We start from the raw sequence: 17,231 nt of genomic DNA on the forward strand, positions 1-17,231 counted from the left end.
CATCGAGACGGCCGGTGAGGCGGCCTCCGTCCGGCAGGGGCCGACCGGCCCCTCGGGCCCCCCGAAGGGCCCGTCGCGCTCAGCGGAGCGTCGCCCGGCGCTGCCGCACCGCGCCGAGCACGATCCCCGCGAGCAGGAAGATCACCCCTGCGGCCAGCCACACCCAGGGGTTGTACTCGTCCACGCACGACTGGCTCGTGGAGGTCGTCGTGCACACGTTCCCCGGGCCGCCGCGGTTGAGGAAGGCCACGTACAGCAGCGGCACCCCCAGCCCCGAGACCAGTCCCGGCAGCCCGGACGAGGAGCCGCGCCGGGTGGCCAGCAGGCCGGCCGCCAGCAGCGCGAGCGGCAGCAGGTAGACACCGATGGTGAGGATGGCGAGGAGTGCGAGCGAGCCCAGGGCTCCTACGGCGAGCCAGGCGCAGAACCACGGCCAGCTGCTCGATCTCATGGGTCCTCCTCGACGTGGTCGCTGCTGTCCAGGGTGGCGCGTGTCCTGGCCAAGAGCCAGGCTCAGGGGCCCTGTTGTGTGCGGCGCAACACCAGGGAGACGAATCCGAAGGCGTCCCGGTAGCCGCGCAGCCACTCCGAGCGGCGGGTGCCGGCCGTCCGCAGGACCGCCGGTCCGTCCGGGTCGTGGGGGTGGTCCAGGGCCCACTCGGCCAGGGAGCCCCAGCAGGCCCATTCGTAGGCGTCCAGTTCGGCACGGGTGCTGATGTGCCCGTCGACGGGGGTCCAGCCGTCGGCCACGACACGGTCCACGGTGGTCGCGAGGTCGCCGAGGTCGCCGAGGATGCCGGCCGCTTCCGGGGACGGGGGCCGCTCCCAGATCCCCTCCCCGACCAGGACCCGGCCGACGGGGGCCAGATGCCGGCGGGCGGCGGCGAGCGTCGGGAGCAGACCGCCGAAGGCGTGGGTGGCGCCGAAGCTGAGCACCACGTCGAACGGCTCGGGCGAGACGAACTCCTCGGCCTTCCGGTGGTGCAGGACGAGCCGGTTGCCGACGCCGAGTTCGTCCGCGGCCCGCCGCGCCCGCGCCAGGTCCTCGCCGGAGATGTCGACGCCCTCGGCACGGACGTCCGGCCTCGTGGCCAGGGCCCGCAGCAGCCACTCCGCGCTTCCGCACCCGAGGTCGAGCACCCGCTCGTCGCCCCTGGGCAGCCCGCGGTCCAGCAGCCGCCGTACCGAGTCGTCGTCGAGCGGGGCCTTTATGGGGTGCCCGGTGTGGGCGATCATGGACATGCGTTCACGGTTCACCGCCGCAGCCTGCCAACGACGGCGCCACGCTCGCACCTGGTTTTGGCGGCGCGGGCGGCCAGGCTCCGCGGCTGCCCGCGGGCCCGCTCCCCTCACGTCGAGCAGCGGGGCAGCCGCCGCCCCGGGCGCCCTGAGCGGGTGCGGCCGGGCTCGGCGCGGTAGCGGCGCGCGGCTGGGGGCGCCGCACACAGGGGTGGTCCGCCCGCGACGCCCCGCTCGGGTGACGGTGGGGTCGGTGGGCGTCCGCCGCCGCGTCTGCCGCGTGGGGCGCGCTGCGGCCAGCACAGGACGTAAGCCGCCGAACCCACGGCGAAGGCGAGGCGGATCAGCCCCTGGGCGGACGCGGAGGGGACCAGCAGGGCGCTGCCGTAGAGGGAGATCAGGGCGATCCAGCTGACCCAGGGGACCAGGCGCCGCTGGCCGATGGAGTCCCAGATCAACGTGCCCAGCAGGACCGAGGCGTTGTAGTACGTGTACACGCTCGGGTCCAGGGCGATACGGGCGTCCGCGGAGAGCAGGACGACCGCCGGCCAGCGCCCCCGGCGCACGGCGAGGGCGCCCAGCGCCACACCGAGCGCCATCTGGGCGGGGCGGTCCCAGGAGGGGGTGACGGGATCGTGCACGCCGAACCAGCGCAGCGCGGAGGCGGGCTGGTTGGGGATGGTGAAGCGGGCCGCGGCCAGGGTCTCGGTGTGGGTGAGGTAGAAGGGCAGCCAGGCCACCGCCACCAGGCCGAACAGCCAGGCGGCGGCGCGCGGCCACGCGGCGCGCGGGAGTGCCAGCAGCAGCGGCAGGAAGCCGACCGCCCAGGGTTTGCAGCCGACCGCGAGCGCGAGGAAGACGCCGACCGCGGTGGCTCTGCCCCGCACCAGGGCGCGCACGGCGAGCGTGGTGAAGAACAGCGCCAGGACGTCGTCGAGATGGGCGAACCGCACCGCGACCTCCACCCACATGGGGATGAAGGCCGCCCCCGCGACCAGGACCCGCTGCTGGAGCCGGCGGTGGTTGATCCCCGTGCCGCGGTAGTGGTCCGCGGCGGCCCTGCCGACCAGGACCAGCATGTACAGGCCCAGCACCGACATGAACAGGTCGGCGAGCTTCTCGCCGAGCTCGGGCGGGAACGGCGCGAACAGTCCGGCGACGAGGAAGCTGACCGGGCCGATCTGCAGCTCGGGGTGGTTGGCGTAGAGGGCCAGGCCGCCGCCGGGCATCTGGTTGAACAGGAGCTGCTGGCCGGTGCGCAGATAGTGCCAGGACACGGCCGCGTGGCGTTCGGCGACGACGAACCAGACCGCCGTCCACAGGGTCAGCAGCAGGTTGTGCCACCGCACCAGGGGCCATCTGAGCCGGCCGGTCCGCTCCCCGTCGTCGAGCACGGGCACGGTCCCTGCCGTCTCCCGGTTCCGCACACCCTGTCCTTTCCCCTCCGTGCGCTTTCCGGCGCCGGGACGGCCGAGGACGCGGTCCGCGCGGCCTCAACCATGTAGAGGAGGTTCGGGGGTTGCGGGTTGCTCGTCGAAGGTCAAACCCGCCGCCACCGGCCGATGGAAGCCGAAGGTCGACTCGCGACTACCCGTCCCATGGAATCCGAAGGTCACCTCGCGGCTACCCGCCGATGGAACCCGAAGGTCACCTCACCGCCACCCGTCCGATGGAACCCGAACCGCGGAATTCCCCTCTACATGATGTAGTAGGGGAGGGTCTCCGCTGCCCGGACTCGAGGGGGCGTCCCGGCGGCGGAGAGGGCTGAGGAGGTGGCCGCCATGGCCGACACCCATGAGGCAGGTCCGGGCATGGAGATCCGTCGCCGTCCGCTGACCCGCCCCGCCGTACCTCCCTCGCCGCCCGTTCCGGGCTCGGGCCTGCCCTCCGCCGCGCCGCGGCAACTGCACCGGGGCATGACGCTGGTGGCCACGATCAGCCTCTTCATCGGCACGCGCGACGCCTGGACCACCGCGATGGACTCGCATCCGGCCGTCGCCGGCGTCATCTCCGTCTGCTACGCCTCCATCCTGGTGTGCGGCGTCCTGAGCCTGCTCGTCCGGAGCCGGCGGGCGCTGGTCCGCGTCGACGTCCTGGTCCTGCTGACCGCCCTCACGCTCGTCGCCTGCGGCTATGTCCTCGATCACGCGGGCGCCGACGAAGGGGTGCTGACCGCCCAGGCCGCGAGCGAGATCCTGCGGGGCCACCCGGTCTACGGCCAGCCGTGGCCCTGGCTGTTCGACACACCGACCGTCGGAGTCACCAAGACCATGTCGGGCGGCGCCGACTACACCTACGGCTATCCGCCGCTGACCGCGCTGCTCGCCGCGCCGGTGCACGCCGTCGTCCACTCGACGGCGGCCGCCACCCTGGTCACCACGGGCGCGCTGGCCGCCTCCTCGGTCCTGCTCTGGTTCCTGCTGCCGGTTCCCTGGCGGTCCGCGGCCACGGCCGTGTGCCTGGGCTTCGGCCTTCTGCCGCACTACGCGTACTCCGGTTACACGGCGATCACCGCGCTCGCCCTGCTCGTCCCGGTCGTGGTCCGCTGGCCGGCCACCGGAGCGGGCGGCCGGCTGGGGCCGGGCGGCGTGCTGCGTGCGGCCTGTCTGGGTGCCGCCTGTGCCGCCCAGCAACTGGCGTGGTTCCTGCTCCCGTTCCTGCTGATCGGCCTGTACGCCCTCCGGCGCGGGGAGCTCGGTCGCCGGCGCGGGCTGGCGGTCACCGCCCGCTACGCCGCCACCGCCGCGCTGAGCTGGGCCGCCATCAACGCCTACTTCGCGGTCCAGCAGTTCTCCTCCTGGCTGCACGGCACACTGCTGCCGCTCGACCAGAAGGCGATCCTGCACGGCCAGGGCCTGATGGGCATCTCCTACTACTTCACCGCGGGCAGCAGTCGCCTCGACTACTACTCCTACGGCAGCCTGCTGCTCCTGCTCGCTCTCCTGGCCGCCACACTGCTGTTCGTACGGCGACTGGGACCAGCCGTCACCGTCCTGCCCTGGTGCGCGTTCTACCTGGCCACGCGGTCCCAGGACGGCTACTACATGCTGATGACGCCGCTGTGGCTGGCGGCCGTCGCCACCGTCCCGGCCGCCGCGTTCGCCACCGCCTGGCAGCCGCGGCTGCCCCGGGTCACCGGCCATCGCGCCAAGGGCTTCCTGGCCGCCGGTCTGCTCGCGCCGGCGTTCGTGTGCGTGGTGATCGCCGCCGCGAGCCCGCCACCCCTGCGGCTGAGCCTCGCCCCGCACTTCACCGCGCACCGCTCGAGTGCCGGCGTCACGGCCGTGCGCGTACACGCCGTCAACACCACGGGTACGACCCTCACCCCGCACTTCGCCGATCGTGCCGGCCAGGGTGCCTCCGACTGGTGGACCATCGCCTCCGGCCCCGCCGAACTGGCCCCCCACGCGTCCGCCGACTACCTCGTGGAACCCCCCGAAGGCTTCCTCCCGATGCCGGCCGACCAGCATCCGCGCACCTACCTCATCGCGGTCACCGGCACCCCCATGACGATCACCACGGCCCGGATCCCGGCCCCACCGCAATCGGTGCGGCCGGGAGAGTGACGGGCCAGGTGGACTCCGGACACGACGGCCCCGGCTCGGCGTCCGTACGGCTGGAGTTCCAGCAGGGTGCCGTCCGGTGTCCTGATGTGTGCGGTGCGCGGGTTCCGGCCCCACTCGGGACGGTCCCGGGGCTCGGCGAGGCCCCGGGCGCCGTGTCCCACCTGCGCCATGGTCTGGCGGGAGTACGGCACCAGCACGGCCTCGCCGCCAAGGTCCCAGTTGGCGTACCCGGCTTCGGGCAGTCCCCGGCCTCGGGTCAGTCCACGATCCAGCCGCGTTTGCGGACCAGGTCGACGACACAGGCCCGGACCTCCTTGAGCTGGGCGACCGTCAGACTGCCTGCGTGTTCCAGGAGGGCCTCGGTGAGATCGATGCGGAAGTCCTCCACCGACAGCAACTCGACCTCGCCGTCGATGTCCTGGACGTCCCCGTGCCGCAGCGCCACCTCCGAGAACGACGGGGCCGCACGGTTGGTCCGGTGGTCATGGTGGTCATGGCCGGCGTGGCGGACGAGGCGGATGTCCGAGGCCTTCGGCCCCTTCTCGCCCTGCTCCAGGGAGAACTCGACCTCGCTGCCCGCCTGGTACAGGTACTTCTCGTCGATCAGGTCGTTGGCGTGCATGAAGACGTCCTCGCCCCCGTCCCTGGGGCGGATGAAGCCGTATCCACGCACCTCGTCGAACCGCACGACCCGACCCCGTGTCACCACACCGCACCTCCACGCTCACAACGGACCCGGGACGGCCCGGGTCACCTACCCGGTGCGAGAACTTACACAGGCACGCCCCTCACCCACGAGCCCTGCCCGTTTCCCGGATGCGCCGCGGCGGGTCGGACGGCGGTCCTCGCCAGATGAACCGGTTCAGCTTGACGCAGAACGTGGTGACCCCCTGTTCCATCTGCTCGGGGACGGCGGCTGGGCCGCGCCGAGGTCCGCACGCGCCCGATGGCCGGGGAAAGCGGCCTGGGTGCCGCCGACCATGTCCAGCTCCGAGAGGTCCCGTCCGGCCGTGCTCATCGTCTCCCTCAACGTCCGCAGATGCGACGCCCTCGGACCGTCCGACGTGGGCGCGCTGCACGCCGAACCGGGCCGGGCCGGGATCGCCGAGCCCGGTCCGCTCCCGGACGCCCACCGCGCCCACACCGGCGCGTCGGATCTGGCGAACCCGCGTTCCTCGGCAACGCCGGCTTCCGTGCACCGGCCAACCTGGGCGCCGGTCATCGTACGAGGCCCACTCGAAGGGCACCTGCCGTGCCATCGGCGGCCGTCACCGACCGACGACCCGATGATCACCGAGCCTCCGGCGGACGGCGGCACCGCGCTCTGGCCCGCGACGGGCGCTTCCCTCGGCTCTTTCGAGCCTGACGCTGGGCTGCGCGCCGCCGCTCCGTCAGCCCTCGCGCAGCGCCTTGTTGATCACTTCCAGTGCGTTGGTGAGCCGCCTGTAGTCCTCACCGGCCACCGGTGTGACGAAGTACCGCTCGACGACCTCGGCGTGAGCGGCCGCTGCCCGGAGGAACACGGCATGGCCGTGTTCGGTCGGCTGGACCAGGACGCTTCTGCGGTCGCCGGGTGCCGGCACGCGGCGTACGAGACCGGCTTCCTCCATGCGGTCGATCAGCCGGGTGATGCCACTGCTGGTCAGGGTGAGGTCGTCGGCGAGTTCGCGCTGCGAGACTCGCTCGTCCCGCTGCCGGCAGAGCCGGATCAGGACCTCGAACATCGTGTGGCCGATCCCGCACTCGCGCCGCAAAACGGTGTCGATCCGCTGCTCCAGCCGCGTGGCGGCCTTGATCAGCAGTCCGAACTCCTGAACGCGTCGGCTGTTCGCGGCGCGGGCGGCGGCCTCGCCGCCCCGCCGAGTGGCGGCATTCACCAGTCGTCGTCCTCTCACGTCGTCCACTCCGCGCCGGCTCCGGTCCTGGCGACTTTACTGCCACCTCACCTACCAATGCCTCAATTACTGATCAGTCAATTGCTGAATAATCAACTAAATCATATGCTGAGCACGCTCCGGAGGAGAGGGTCACGCAAGGGAGAACCCATGGATCTGCAGCACTGGCTGGGCCGAGCCACCGAAGCGACACACGAGTGGGCCGACGGCTACGGCCCCTACCGGCCGCACCCGGCACTCCATGTCGACGCGTCCGCTTCGCCGCCGCCTTCGAGGAGCTCACCGGACGCCTCACGGACAACTACCGGTTCTTCCACCCGCGTTACGCCGGGCAGATGCTCAAGCCGCCGCATCCCGCGGCCGTGGTCGGTTATCTGACCGCGATGCTGATCAACCCCAACAACCACGCCCTGGACGGCGGTCCCGCCACCGCCGCGATGGAACGCGAGGCCGTCGCGCAGCTCGCCGGGATGTTCGGCTACGACACCCACCTCGGCCACCTCACCACCAGCGGCACCATCGCCAACCTGGAAGCCCTGTTCGTCGCCCGGGAACTCCACCCCGGCCGGGGCGTCGCCTACAGCGCCGACGCGCACTACACCCACGGCCGCATGTGCCACGTGCTCGGCATGAAGGGCTACCCGATCCCCACCGACGACCGCGGCCGTATCAGCCTCGACGCGCTGGAGGACGTCCTGCGCACCGGTGAGATCGGAACGGTCGTGCTCACCGCCGGCACCACCGGCCTAGGCGCCGTCGACCCGATCCACACCGCCCTCGCCCTGCGCGAACGTCACGGCGTCCGCCTCCATGTCGACGCCGCCTACGGCGGCTTCTTCACCCTGCCGGCCGGGGCCGACGGCCCCGAAGGGCTGCCCCCCGAACCCTGGCGGGCCCTCGCCCAGTGCGACTCCGTCGTCATCGACCCGCACAAGCACGGGCTCCAGCCCTACGGCTGCGGCGCCGTCCTCTTCCGCGACCCCGAGGTGGGCCGCTTCTACCTCCACGACTCGCCGTACACCTACTTCACCTCCCCTGACCTCCACCTCGGCGAGATCAGCCTGGAGTGCTCCCGGGCGGGCGCGTCGGCCGCCGCGCTGTGGCTCACCTTCCGGCTGCTGCCGCCGACGCCGGATGGTCTCGGCCGGGTGCTGGCGGCCGGCCGACGGGCCGCCCTGCGCTGGGCGGACCTGATCACCGCCTCCGAGGTGCTGGAGCTGTACCAGCGGCCCGAGTTGGACATCGTCGGCTACTTCCCCCTGCTGGAACCGGCCTCCCTCAGCGCGGTCGACGCGGCGTCCGCGTCCGTCCTCGCGGACCGCATGACCGGCGCCGACCCGGTGTTCCTCAGCACCCTCCGAGCCGACCGGGAGGCGTTCACGGCACGCCATCCAAAGACCACCGCGGACACGGACGACGCGCGCGTCCTGCGCAGCGTCCTGATGAAGCCCGAGTCCGAACACCACGTGGAGGACCTCCACCGCCGGGTCGAGCAACTCGCCCGACTCCACTGACCGAAGGCGGGCGGTGGCCGTCGACGGGGAACCGCGAGCGTGAGGGCGGGCTCTTCGTCACCCAAGGCCGACAGGGCTGACGCTCCGTCAGCCCGCAGCAGTGGACCGCCCCAACAGGGACCTGTCAATGCATCAAGTCGCTTCCCTGACACGAGAGTTCCACAACTCCCCAACGGGTTGACACACCGATTGCGGGGCACCCATCATCGGTGCCACTTCGGCGAGGCGCCTCACCATCCCACGATCCATTCGGGCCCGGGTCGTCGCGATCGACCTCTTTGAATCGATGCAACCCATGTGTTCCCCGCCTCGTTCCGGGAGGTCTCGATGCGCCGCCACCGCCCCCCACTGAACCGGCCCTACCGCCTCAGACGCCTGCTCGGCCTGGCCTCGGCGGTGGCCGCCGTACTCGCCGTGGCTCCTGCGCCGTCCGCCGCCGAGGCAGGGCCGGTGACCACAACGGCCGTATCCGCGGCGGAAGTCGACCCCCTCAACTACGCGCCGACCTCACGCACGGTCAAGCCGGTCGCCGTCCATCGCACGTCCGGCACGGTGGTGAACCCGCAGAACGTCCTGAGCGGGCAGCCGACGCGGATCTCCGGCTCGCAGTCGGCCATCACCCTCGATTTCGGCAAGGAGGTCGGCGGCCTGGCAACGTTGTCCTTCGGCGCCACCAGCGACGGCGGCCAGCGCATCGGCCTTGCCTTCAGCGAGTCGTCGCTCTACGTCGGCACGACCAGCGACCGCAGCAACGGGGGCAGCGGCGACGACGGCGCCCTCCTCGGCGCGGCACCCGCGAACGGCACCTACACCATGCCGACCGCCCAACTGCGCGGCGGATTCCGGTACATGACGATCTTCCTCGACAGCTCCGGGTGGGTGGACCTCAAGGACGTCACCCTCGCCTTCACCGCCGACCCGGGCAGGACCGACCCGGCCGACTACGCCAACTACTTCCACTCCAGCGACGATCTGCTGAACCGCGTCTGGTACGCGGGCGCGTACACCGTGCAGTTGGACACGATCGCCTCCGACCAGGGCCGTGCCTGGCCCCCGCCCGCCTCGGGGTGGGACAACGGCGCGACGGTCGGCGCGGGTGGCTCCGTCCTGGTCGACGGGGCCAAGCGGGACCGTGCCGTGTGGCCCGGCGACCTGGGCATCTCCGTGCCCACGCAGTACGCCTACTCGGGCGACCTCACCTCCACCCGCAACGCGCTCACCACGATGTACGACGCGCAGTCCGCGCAGGGCGAGATCCCCTGGTCGGGGCCGCCGATCAGCCTCACCGGCTCGGACACCTACCACACCTGGACGCTGCTGGGCACGGCCACCTACTACACCTACTCGGCTGACCGGGCATGGCTGGACTCCGAGTGGGCGAACTACAAGCGCGGGATGACCTTCATCACCGGCAAGATCGGCGCCGACGGGCTGCTCGGCGTAACCCGCACCCAGGACTGGGCCCGGGTCGGCCAGGGCGGCGAGAACATCGCCGCCAACGCGCTGCTCTACGCGGCGCTCACCTCCGGCGCCGGCCTGGCCACGATCGAGGGCGACAGCGCGCTCGCCGCCGACTGGACCAGCAGGGCGGCCACGCTCAAGTCGGCGGCGAACTCCCTGCTGTGGGACGCCGCGCAGGGCATGTACAAGGACAACCCCGGCAGCGCCCTGTATCCGCAGGACGGCAACTCGCTCGCCGTCTGGTACGGGTTGACCGACTCCGCGGCCAAGGCGCGCAGCATCGTCACGCGGCTCGGGACCCGCTGGGGCGCCTACGGCCCGACGACACCCGAGTGGGGCAGCAACGTGTCGCCCTTCGCCGGCGGGATGGAGCTCAACGCCCGCTTCACCGCCGGTGACGACTACGGTGCCCTGGCCCAGATCCGCCGCACCTGGGGCCACATGCTGGACAGCGACATCGGCACCCGGAGCACCTTCTGGGAGGGCGTGAAGGCCGACGGCGGCCTCGCGTACGGCGGTTCGTACATGAGCCTCGCCCACGGCTGGTCCACGGCGCCCACCTCCACGCTCACCTTCGACGTGCTCGGCACCGCGCCCGAGTCGGCGACCGGCGCCTACCGCTTCGTCCCGCACCCCGGCGACCTGAGCAGTGCCGAGGGTCGCATCACCATGCCCCAGGGCACCGTCGACGCCTCGTGGTCGCGCGATCGTGCCGCCGGCACCTACGCGGCGCGGCTGACCAGTCCGACCGGGACCACCGGCCGGATCGGCGTCCCGAAGTTCGGCGGCGACGTCTCGGTGTCGGTGAACGGCGCCGTCGTGTGGCGGGGCGGCGCCTTCACCCCCGTCCCCGGCATCACCGGCGCGAGCCAGGACGAGACCTACGTGTACCTCACCGGCGTCTCCCCCGGCAGCTACAGCGTGACCGCGACCGGGCTCGGCGATCCGCCCGCGCCCACCACCCCGGGCACGAGCGCCCTGCGCGCGGGCTTCACCCGGTGCGCCGGCGAGGGCGGCACCTGCTCCTTCAGCGGCACCCGGGCGGTGGCGTACGGGGCGGGGACGTACACGTACAAGACGGTGACCGACGGCACCGCATGCGGCAATGCCTCCTTCGGCGGTGACCCGGCGGTGAATCTCGTCAAGTCCTGCTACGTCGCCGCCGCGGGCGGCCCGTCCGGGTACACCGTCTGCGCGAGCGAGGGCGGCACCTGCTCCGTCCCCGGCTACAACCGCGACGTCGTGTACGGCGGGAACGGCAACTTCGCGCACCAGGTCGCGCACGGCTCCGTCGACTGCTCCAACGCCCACTTCGGCGATCCCGTCGACGGCGTCGTCAAGTCCTGCTATCTGCCGCCCGCCGGTGGCCCGCCCGGCTATACCGCCTGTGTCACCGAGGGCGGCACCTGCCCGGCCGTCGCGGGGCAGCCGGTCGCCTACGGCGCCTTCGGCGCGTTCACCACCGTCACCGCCACCGGCGACACCCCCTGTACCAACACCAGGTTCGGCGACCCGATCCCCGGCGAGGCCAAGACCTGCTACACCGCCACCGGCGGTCCGGCCGGCTACGCGACCGCCTGCGCCGACGAGGGCGGCAGTTGCACCTTCGGCGGACAGCAGACCGTCGCCTACGGCGCACGCGGCAGTTTCATCTACAAGTCCTTTGCGGGCGGCGTGAGTTGCGCGACGACGGCCTTCGGCACCGATCCGCTGCCCGGCGTCCGCAAGACGTGCTCTCTCACGCCCTGAGCTCCCACCCCCCACGTCCCTGGAGCCCACATGAACCCGACGACACGGCACATCCGCAGCATCGGAACCTGTCTGATCGCCACGCTGGTCCTGCTGACCCCGGTCGGCACCGGTGTCGCGAGCGCCGCCGACACGGCGGCGATCTGCAACACGTACTGCGACACCCGCGACCCGGCCCTGTCCCCACAGGACCGGCAGCCCGTCACCGCCACCGTCTACTCCCGCGCCATCACGCTGCACTTCGACGACACCGACGCGATGGGCTGGGCCTCGATCGACAACGGCAGCCCGGGCGACGAGGTCTGGCTCGACCGCTCCTTCGACGGCGGCCGCACCTGGAGTTCGGGCAGCAAACTCGGCGACACCACCATCCCCTCCGGACAACGGGGCTGGCGCACGCTGATGTACAACGTCGACGACTGGAACAACCATGGCGTGGGCGCGCTGCGGGCCTGCGGCAAGGCCGGCGACCGGGCCGAGATCGCCTGCACGCCGTGGGCCCGTACCACCTGGAACGCCTGGAGCCGGTCCACGGCGGCGGCGACCGCCCTGATGCAGTCGTACGACAACTCCACGGGCCTGTTCGACACCACCGGCTGGTGGAACTCCGCCAACGCCCTGACCGCGATCATCGACAACATCCGCGCCTCGGGGATGCCCAGCTACACGTACGCGATAGCCACCACCTACGACCGTCAACTGAACGCCCAGGGCGGCCAGTTCCGCAACGACTACATCGACGACACGGGCTGGTGGGGGCTCGCCTGGGTCGACGCCTACGACCTGACCGGCGACAGCCGCTATCTGAACACCGCCCGCGCCGACGCCGACCACATGGCCCGCTACTGGGACTCCACGTGCGGGGGCGGGGTGTGGTGGAGCACGGCGCGGACGTACAAGAACGCCATCGCCAACTCCCTCTATCTTCAGCTGAACGCGGCCCTGCACAACCGCATCGGCGGCGACACGGTCTATCTGGGCCGGGCGAACGCGGAGTGGTCCTGGTTCAGGAGCACCGGCATGATCAACGGCTCGCACCTCGTCAACGACGGTATCGACCTGTCCACTTGCGGCAACAACGGGTCCACGGCCTGGTCGTACAACCAGGGCGTGCTCCTGGGTGGACTGGCCGAACTGTTCCGGGCCACGGACGACTCGAGTCTTCTGACGGCCGGACGGCAGATCGGTGACGCCTCGACGACGTCCTCGACGCTCAACTCCGGCGGAATCCTGCGCGAACCGTGCGAGACGAACGGCTGCGGCGGCGACGGCCCCTCCTTCAAGGGCGCCTTCATCCGCGGCCTGAACGCCTTCAACGCCCAGCTCTCCGACCGCCCTTACACCTCCTACATCACCCGCCAGGCCGATGCGGCTCATGCGAGCGACCGCAACGCCCTCGACGCCTACGGACTCCACTGGGCCGGCCCGCTCGACTCGACGGACGCCGCCCGCCAGCAAAGCGCCCTCGACCTGATGAACGCGGCGTCCTGACAGGGGTCAGGCGATGGACAGCAGCATGTTCGTCGCGGCCAGTGCGAGCAGGGTTCCGACGATGAAGGACAGTCCTTGGACCACCGCGGTGACCGGCATCCGCAGACTCGCGTGGATGAACGTCGACAGCGCCAGAAGGGCGGGAAGCACCCAGGCCAGGGCGAGCCCCGAGTAGGAGATGCCAGGATGACGTGGCGCACCTCCGCCCATGCCCTCGTCCGAGTTGCCCATTCCGACCAGGACGATGACGATGGCGAAACCCGCCAACGCCATGGCATCGGCAACCCCCAGCACCAGCGCGACCACGAGGTCCGTCAACCGGGAGGGCCGTTCCGCCGCGGCGGCGGTTTCGTCCTCGCCGTGTCTCCGGCGATTGCCGATCTTCTTCCGAATTCCGTCGAATCGGGCCACAGCTCGACTGCACCACGGAAGGCACGATTCCGCCATTGCCGGTACGTAACGAACCGGACTCCGAAAGGGCGAGTATCGGTATCCGTCTGGTATGACCTCATATCCGCGCGCAGGACCGACCGAAGGGTTCGGCACCCCATCTATACGAGCGGTATGAGGACGGTATAGTTCAGCCGTCAACTGCCAACGTCGGCAGGTCAGTTCCCTTCCCTGTCACCGTTGCGAGATTTGCCGCAGCACAGTTCATTTCCGCACAGCGCATTTCCGAGCGGGAAACTGCCGTCTTTCGTCCCCTCAGTACCCCTCACCGAAAGCCCTGTTCTTGGCCATCACCGTGCACGAGGACCGGCCCGCGGGTCGGCATGCCGCCATTCCGTCCGGCAGCCTCTTTCGGCGAATCTATGCTCCGCGCGCGAGTGATGCGCTGGCCTTTTCCATGTCCACGTACGCGATGCCGCTGTTGGTACTGACCATTACCAGTTCGGCGTCACTGACGGGCCTCGCCTTCGCACTGGAATGGACCCCGCGAATCGCCGCGTTCGTCCTCGCCGGGAACGTGGTGGACCGGCGCGGCGCGGCGATCGTGTGCTTCCTGGCATCCCTCGGACGGGCCGTGGTGGTCGCGGTCGCGGCGGTCGCCCTGATCATGCTGCCGCGGGGCTCCGCGGAGACCGCGGTCATCCTGGTGCTGGCGGCCGTGACCGGGACCCTCTCCCAGTTCGGTTTCGTCGCCAACGAGGCCGTCGGCGCGGTCGTCACGCGACGAGGGGCGGCGCGGCCGCATGGCATCCAGGCGGTCCTCGTCGGCATCGACCAGACGGCCACGGTCATCGGCCCGTTGCTCGCGGGCTTCCTGCTGCTGGCCGGACCCGGATGGATGCTGGGATGCCTGAGCGCGGTGTCCTTGTTCGCGGCCGTGCTCGGTCTGCAGACGCCGCCGACGCCACTGCGCGCCGCGTCCACGAACGGTTCGGGACAGGTCAGCGGGCTGCGGAAAGGGATGCGCACTCTGCTGAAGCTGCCCGCCCTGGGCTGGCTCGTGGCCGGACTGACCTGCTCGAACCTCGCCCTCGGTCTGCTGCAGTCCGCCAGCCCGGTGATCGTCGTGGAGACGTTCCACCGCTCCTCGGCCAGCGTCGGCACCATGTGGTCCGCCGCCGCGGTGGCGACCCTGCTGGCGATCACCTGCTGTCGTCTCGTCCTGAGCCGGCTCGATCTGTGGGCGGTGGGCGTCGTGTCCGCGACGCTCGCCTCCGCGGCCTGTCTGGCCGTCCCCCAGGCGCCGTCCTACACCTCCTACACCATCCTGGTGGCGATCTTCATGGCCGGAGACGGCGGCCTCACGGTCGTGCTGCGTACGGTGCGCTCCGTGATCATCCCGTCCACGGCACTCGGCGCCACGCTCTCGCTGACCATGCTGATCCTGCTGCTGCCCTTCCCCGCGGCCGGTGTTCTCGTCGCGCTCACTCCGCCGGCACACCTCGGCCGTGTCCTCATGGCCTGCGCCGTCGTCCAGGCCGTCGCCCTGGTCGTCACCTTCACTCGGCTCCGCAAGGCACCGGCCCTCCGCCTGGTCGCCGACCGCCGGTGAGGACCGGTCCCGGTCGTTGCATTTGAAGAAGAGCGAACGCTATGCTCGGGCGCCGCACGGGAGATCGAGGGGAGACCGGGATGCCCGGAGGCAGGCTCACTCAGCCGGAGCGCCAGCAGATCGCGACGGGGCTGGCCGACGGGCTCGCCTACGCGGAGATCGCCCGACGTCTCGACCGCCCCACCTCCACGATCACGCGCGAGGTGCTGCGCAACGGCGGTCCTACGGCCTACCGCGCCGACCTGGCCCACCGCGCCACCGAACGCCGCGCCCACCGACGCAGGCAGACGGTCCCCCGGGGACCCCAGGCAGCCCAGCGGGCCCAGGGACGCGACAGCGAGGCCGTACGCGAGTACGAGGAGACCTTCACAACCCTCCTCATGCAGCAGGGCCTGCCCAAGATGATGTCCCGGGTGCTGACCTGTCTGTACACCACCGACGCGGGCAGCCTCACCGCGTCCGAACTCGTCCAGCGTCTCGACGTCAGCCCCGCCTCCGTCTCCAAGGCGACGGCGTTCCTCGTCAGCCAGGGCCTCATCCGCCGGGACCGCGACGAACGCCGCCGCGACCGTTACCTCGTCGACAACGACGTCTTCTTCACGGGCATGATCGCCGCCGCCCGATCCAACGCCGAACTCGCCAAGACCGCACGGCAGGGCGTCGGCCTCCTCGGTCCCGACACGCCCGCCGCCGTCCGCCTCGAGAACATCGCCCGCTTCGTCGACTTCGTCGCCGACAGCATGATGCGCGCCGCAGAACAGGCGCGCGACATCCTCTACGCACAACCCGAACCGGCCTCGGGCGGGGCCGCCGCGCCGGGTTCGGACGACGACTAGCCACCCCTGTTGACGCGGACGGTCGCCGCTCGTCAGGTGCCGCGGGGCGCCAGCAGACTCGGGTGGGTCGGCGGGGGCGCGGTCGAGGCGCGGACGACGAGTTCGACCGGTGGCTCGCTCGCGGGCGGGAGTTCGGCGTCGGGTTCCTCGATGGTGTGCACGAGCAGCCGGACGCCTTCCCGCGCGGCGGCGGCGAAGGGCTGCCGCACGGTGGTCAGCGGCGGGGAGACGTACGCGAAGACCGGGTTGCCGTCGAAGCCGACGACGCTGATGTCCCGCGGTACCCTCCGGCCGGCTTCCCGCAGGGCGTGGATCAGCCCGATGGCCATCTCGTCGCCGCCCGCGAAGACCGCGGTCACCGAGGTGTCCGAGGCCAGCGCGTGACCCGCCGCGTAGCCGGAGGCGGCCGACCAGTCGCCGTTGAGCAGTGGCGGCTCGTACGCGCCCCGAGCGGCGAGCGCCGCACGCCAGCCCTCGATACGGTCCCTGGTGGCGTACCACTGCCGGGGCCCGGCCAGGTGATGGACGGTCTGATGGCCGAGGTCGAGCAGGTGCTCGGTGGCCGCCCTCGCCAGCTGACGGGCGCCCACGCTCACGGTCACCGTCCGGGTGGCGGTGAACGAGGGCGGCGCCCCCAGGAAGAGGACCGGTACGTCGACGCGCAGCGGGACGTCCCCCTTCACCACGGGTTCGGACACGATGACACCGTCCACACCCTGCTCGAGAAGCGAGCCCAGGGCGCCGGCGATGCCCTCCGGGTCACCGTCGGGCGTGTTGATCACGCGGAGCGCGTAGCCGGCGTCCCGCACCGCCTGCTCGATGTGCACGAGCAACGAGGCCGTTCCGTATCCCGCCGTCCCCAGGGCGACGACACCCAGCGAGCGGGTGCGCCCGGACGCGAGGGCCCGGGCCGCGTGGTTCAGCCGGTAACCGAGCTCCTCCGCCGCGGCCAGGACGCGACGCCGAGCCTCCTCGGAGACGTACGGCTCATCGTTGAGAACGCGCGAGACGGTCTTGCGCGACACCCCGGCCAGCCGGGCCACGTCCGCACTGCGCGGCACAGGGGAAGCCACGTCACGGTCCGCCCCTGATGCCATGAATCCTCCTGGATCAACGACCCAGACCGCGCGGTCTGATCGCGCGGTCATGTCTACGCAGCAAACGAACATCCGTCAAGGGTTCCCACGACCTCTCCGGTTCCGCCCCGCACCCTCCGAGACGCTCGGGGCCAGGCACTCTCCGGGGAGGAGGCACCCTCTCCCTCGCAAGGGATCGAACACACAGCCTTGACAGTCCCCCCACGCAACGCTCACTCTTCCTGGCATCCAAACGGTCGCGTTTGTGCGATCGCGTTTGATTCTGGTCCCTTTGTGGACCGCCGCGTCAGGAGCCGTACATGGACCTCTCTCCCTCGGGTCTTTCTCTTCCTTCGCCCAGCCGGCGCAGTGTGCTGCGTGGTGTGGGTGGTGCCGCGCTGC

General features: G+C 71.3%; 12 protein-coding genes and 1 pseudogene. 6 read left to right on the forward strand and 7 right to left on the reverse strand.

The annotated features are described in order from the left end of the window. Positions 1-79: 79 nt before the first annotated feature. The 3 genes from ABZ453_RS37630 to ABZ453_RS37640 form a co-directional block, all read right to left on the reverse strand. On the reverse strand, positions 80-451 hold the full coding sequence (locus ABZ453_RS37630) for a hypothetical protein (protein ID WP_359022357.1): 372 nt from the start codon (positions 449-451) through the stop codon (positions 80-82). Positions 452-513: 62 nt separating this feature from the next. Further along, positions 514-1,257, reverse strand: coding sequence for a class I SAM-dependent methyltransferase (locus ABZ453_RS37635; protein ID WP_359022359.1), 744 nt, complete (start codon positions 1,255-1,257; stop codon positions 514-516). A gap of 92 nt (positions 1,258-1,349) precedes the next feature. Then, positions 1,350-2,639, reverse strand: coding sequence for a hypothetical protein (locus ABZ453_RS37640; protein WP_359022390.1), 1,290 nt, complete (start codon positions 2,637-2,639; stop codon positions 1,350-1,352). 381 nt (positions 2,640-3,020) lie between these two features. Here ABZ453_RS37640 and ABZ453_RS37645 point away from each other — a divergent pair, with 381 nt between their 5' ends. Then, positions 3,021-4,805 (forward strand): hypothetical protein, encoded by a 1,785-nt coding sequence (locus tag ABZ453_RS37645; protein WP_359022361.1) that lies wholly within the window; start codon positions 3,021-3,023, stop codon positions 4,803-4,805. A 256-nt stretch (positions 4,806-5,061) separates the two neighbouring features. Here the strand turns inward: ABZ453_RS37645 and ABZ453_RS37650 are convergent, their stop codons facing one another. Together ABZ453_RS37650 and ABZ453_RS37655 are read right to left on the reverse strand one after the other, a co-directional pair. Next, positions 5,062-5,514: a cold shock domain-containing protein gene (locus ABZ453_RS37650; RefSeq protein ID WP_359022363.1), complete on the reverse strand. Its 453-nt coding sequence runs from the start codon at positions 5,512-5,514 to the stop codon at positions 5,062-5,064. Positions 5,515-6,196: 682 nt separating this feature from the next. Beyond that, positions 6,197-6,682: a MarR family transcriptional regulator gene (locus tag ABZ453_RS37655; protein WP_359022365.1), complete on the reverse strand. Its 486-nt coding sequence runs from the start codon at positions 6,680-6,682 to the stop codon at positions 6,197-6,199. Between the two features lie 168 nt (positions 6,683-6,850). Between ABZ453_RS37655 and ABZ453_RS37660 the strand changes: the two are divergent. From ABZ453_RS37660 to ABZ453_RS37670, 3 genes and pseudogenes are all read left to right on the forward strand, one after another. Continuing rightward, positions 6,851-8,214: pseudogene (locus ABZ453_RS37660) on the forward strand (aminotransferase class I/II-fold pyridoxal phosphate-dependent enzyme). Between the two features lie 327 nt (positions 8,215-8,541). After that, positions 8,542-11,424 (forward strand): alpha-L-rhamnosidase, encoded by a 2,883-nt coding sequence (locus ABZ453_RS37665; RefSeq protein ID WP_359022367.1) that lies wholly within the window; start codon positions 8,542-8,544, stop codon positions 11,422-11,424. A gap of 30 nt (positions 11,425-11,454) precedes the next feature. Then, positions 11,455-12,915 (forward strand): glycoside hydrolase family 76 protein, encoded by a 1,461-nt coding sequence (locus ABZ453_RS37670; protein ID WP_359022369.1) that lies wholly within the window; start codon positions 11,455-11,457, stop codon positions 12,913-12,915. A 6-nt stretch (positions 12,916-12,921) separates the two neighbouring features. Here ABZ453_RS37670 and ABZ453_RS37675 read toward each other — a convergent pair whose 3' ends face one another. Then, positions 12,922-13,326 (reverse strand): hypothetical protein, encoded by a 405-nt coding sequence (locus ABZ453_RS37675; RefSeq protein ID WP_359022371.1) that lies wholly within the window; start codon positions 13,324-13,326, stop codon positions 12,922-12,924. Between the two features lie 322 nt (positions 13,327-13,648). Between ABZ453_RS37675 and ABZ453_RS37680 the strand changes: the two genes are divergently transcribed. Together ABZ453_RS37680 and ABZ453_RS37685 are read left to right on the forward strand one after the other, a co-directional pair. Beyond that, the gene (locus ABZ453_RS37680; RefSeq protein WP_359022373.1) at positions 13,649-14,917 is read left to right on the forward strand and encodes an MFS transporter; all 1,269 of its coding nucleotides are present in this window, start codon (positions 13,649-13,651) and stop codon (positions 14,915-14,917) included. 80 nt (positions 14,918-14,997) lie between these two features. Beyond that, positions 14,998-15,753, forward strand: a complete 756-nt coding sequence (locus ABZ453_RS37685) for a helix-turn-helix domain-containing protein (RefSeq protein ID WP_359022375.1) — start codon at positions 14,998-15,000, stop codon at positions 15,751-15,753. Positions 15,754-15,785: 32 nt separating this feature from the next. Here the strand turns inward: ABZ453_RS37685 and ABZ453_RS37690 are convergent, their stop codons facing one another. Beyond that, on the reverse strand, positions 15,786-16,850 hold the full coding sequence (locus ABZ453_RS37690) for a LacI family DNA-binding transcriptional regulator (protein ID WP_359022377.1): 1,065 nt from the start codon (positions 16,848-16,850) through the stop codon (positions 15,786-15,788). Positions 16,851-17,231: the final 381 nt, after the last annotated feature.

The sequence above is a fragment of the Streptomyces sp. NPDC005799 genome, assembly GCF_040630525.1.
In the GTDB taxonomy this organism is placed as follows: Bacteria; Actinomycetota; Actinomycetes; order Streptomycetales; family Streptomycetaceae; genus Streptomyces; species Streptomyces griseorubiginosus_B.

What these genes read in the sequence shown, in the direction of transcription:
- ABZ453_RS37630 (WP_359022357.1), bottom strand. Translation starts at nt 451, where the DNA reads ATGAGATCGAGCAGCTGGCCGTGGTTCTGCGCCTGGCTCGCCGTAGGA.
- ABZ453_RS37645 (WP_359022361.1), top strand. Translation starts at nt 3,021, where the DNA reads ATGGCCGACACCCATGAGGCAGGTCCGGGCATGGAGATCCGTCGCCGT.
- ABZ453_RS37665 (WP_359022367.1), top strand. Translation starts at nt 8,542, where the DNA reads ATGCGCCGCCACCGCCCCCCACTGAACCGGCCCTACCGCCTCAGACGC.
- ABZ453_RS37670 (WP_359022369.1), top strand. Translation starts at nt 11,455, where the DNA reads ATGAACCCGACGACACGGCACATCCGCAGCATCGGAACCTGTCTGATC.
- ABZ453_RS37685 (WP_359022375.1), top strand. Translation starts at nt 14,998, where the DNA reads ATGCCCGGAGGCAGGCTCACTCAGCCGGAGCGCCAGCAGATCGCGACG.
- ABZ453_RS37690 (WP_359022377.1), bottom strand. Translation starts at nt 16,850, where the DNA reads ATGGCATCAGGGGCGGACCGTGACGTGGCTTCCCCTGTGCCGCGCAGT.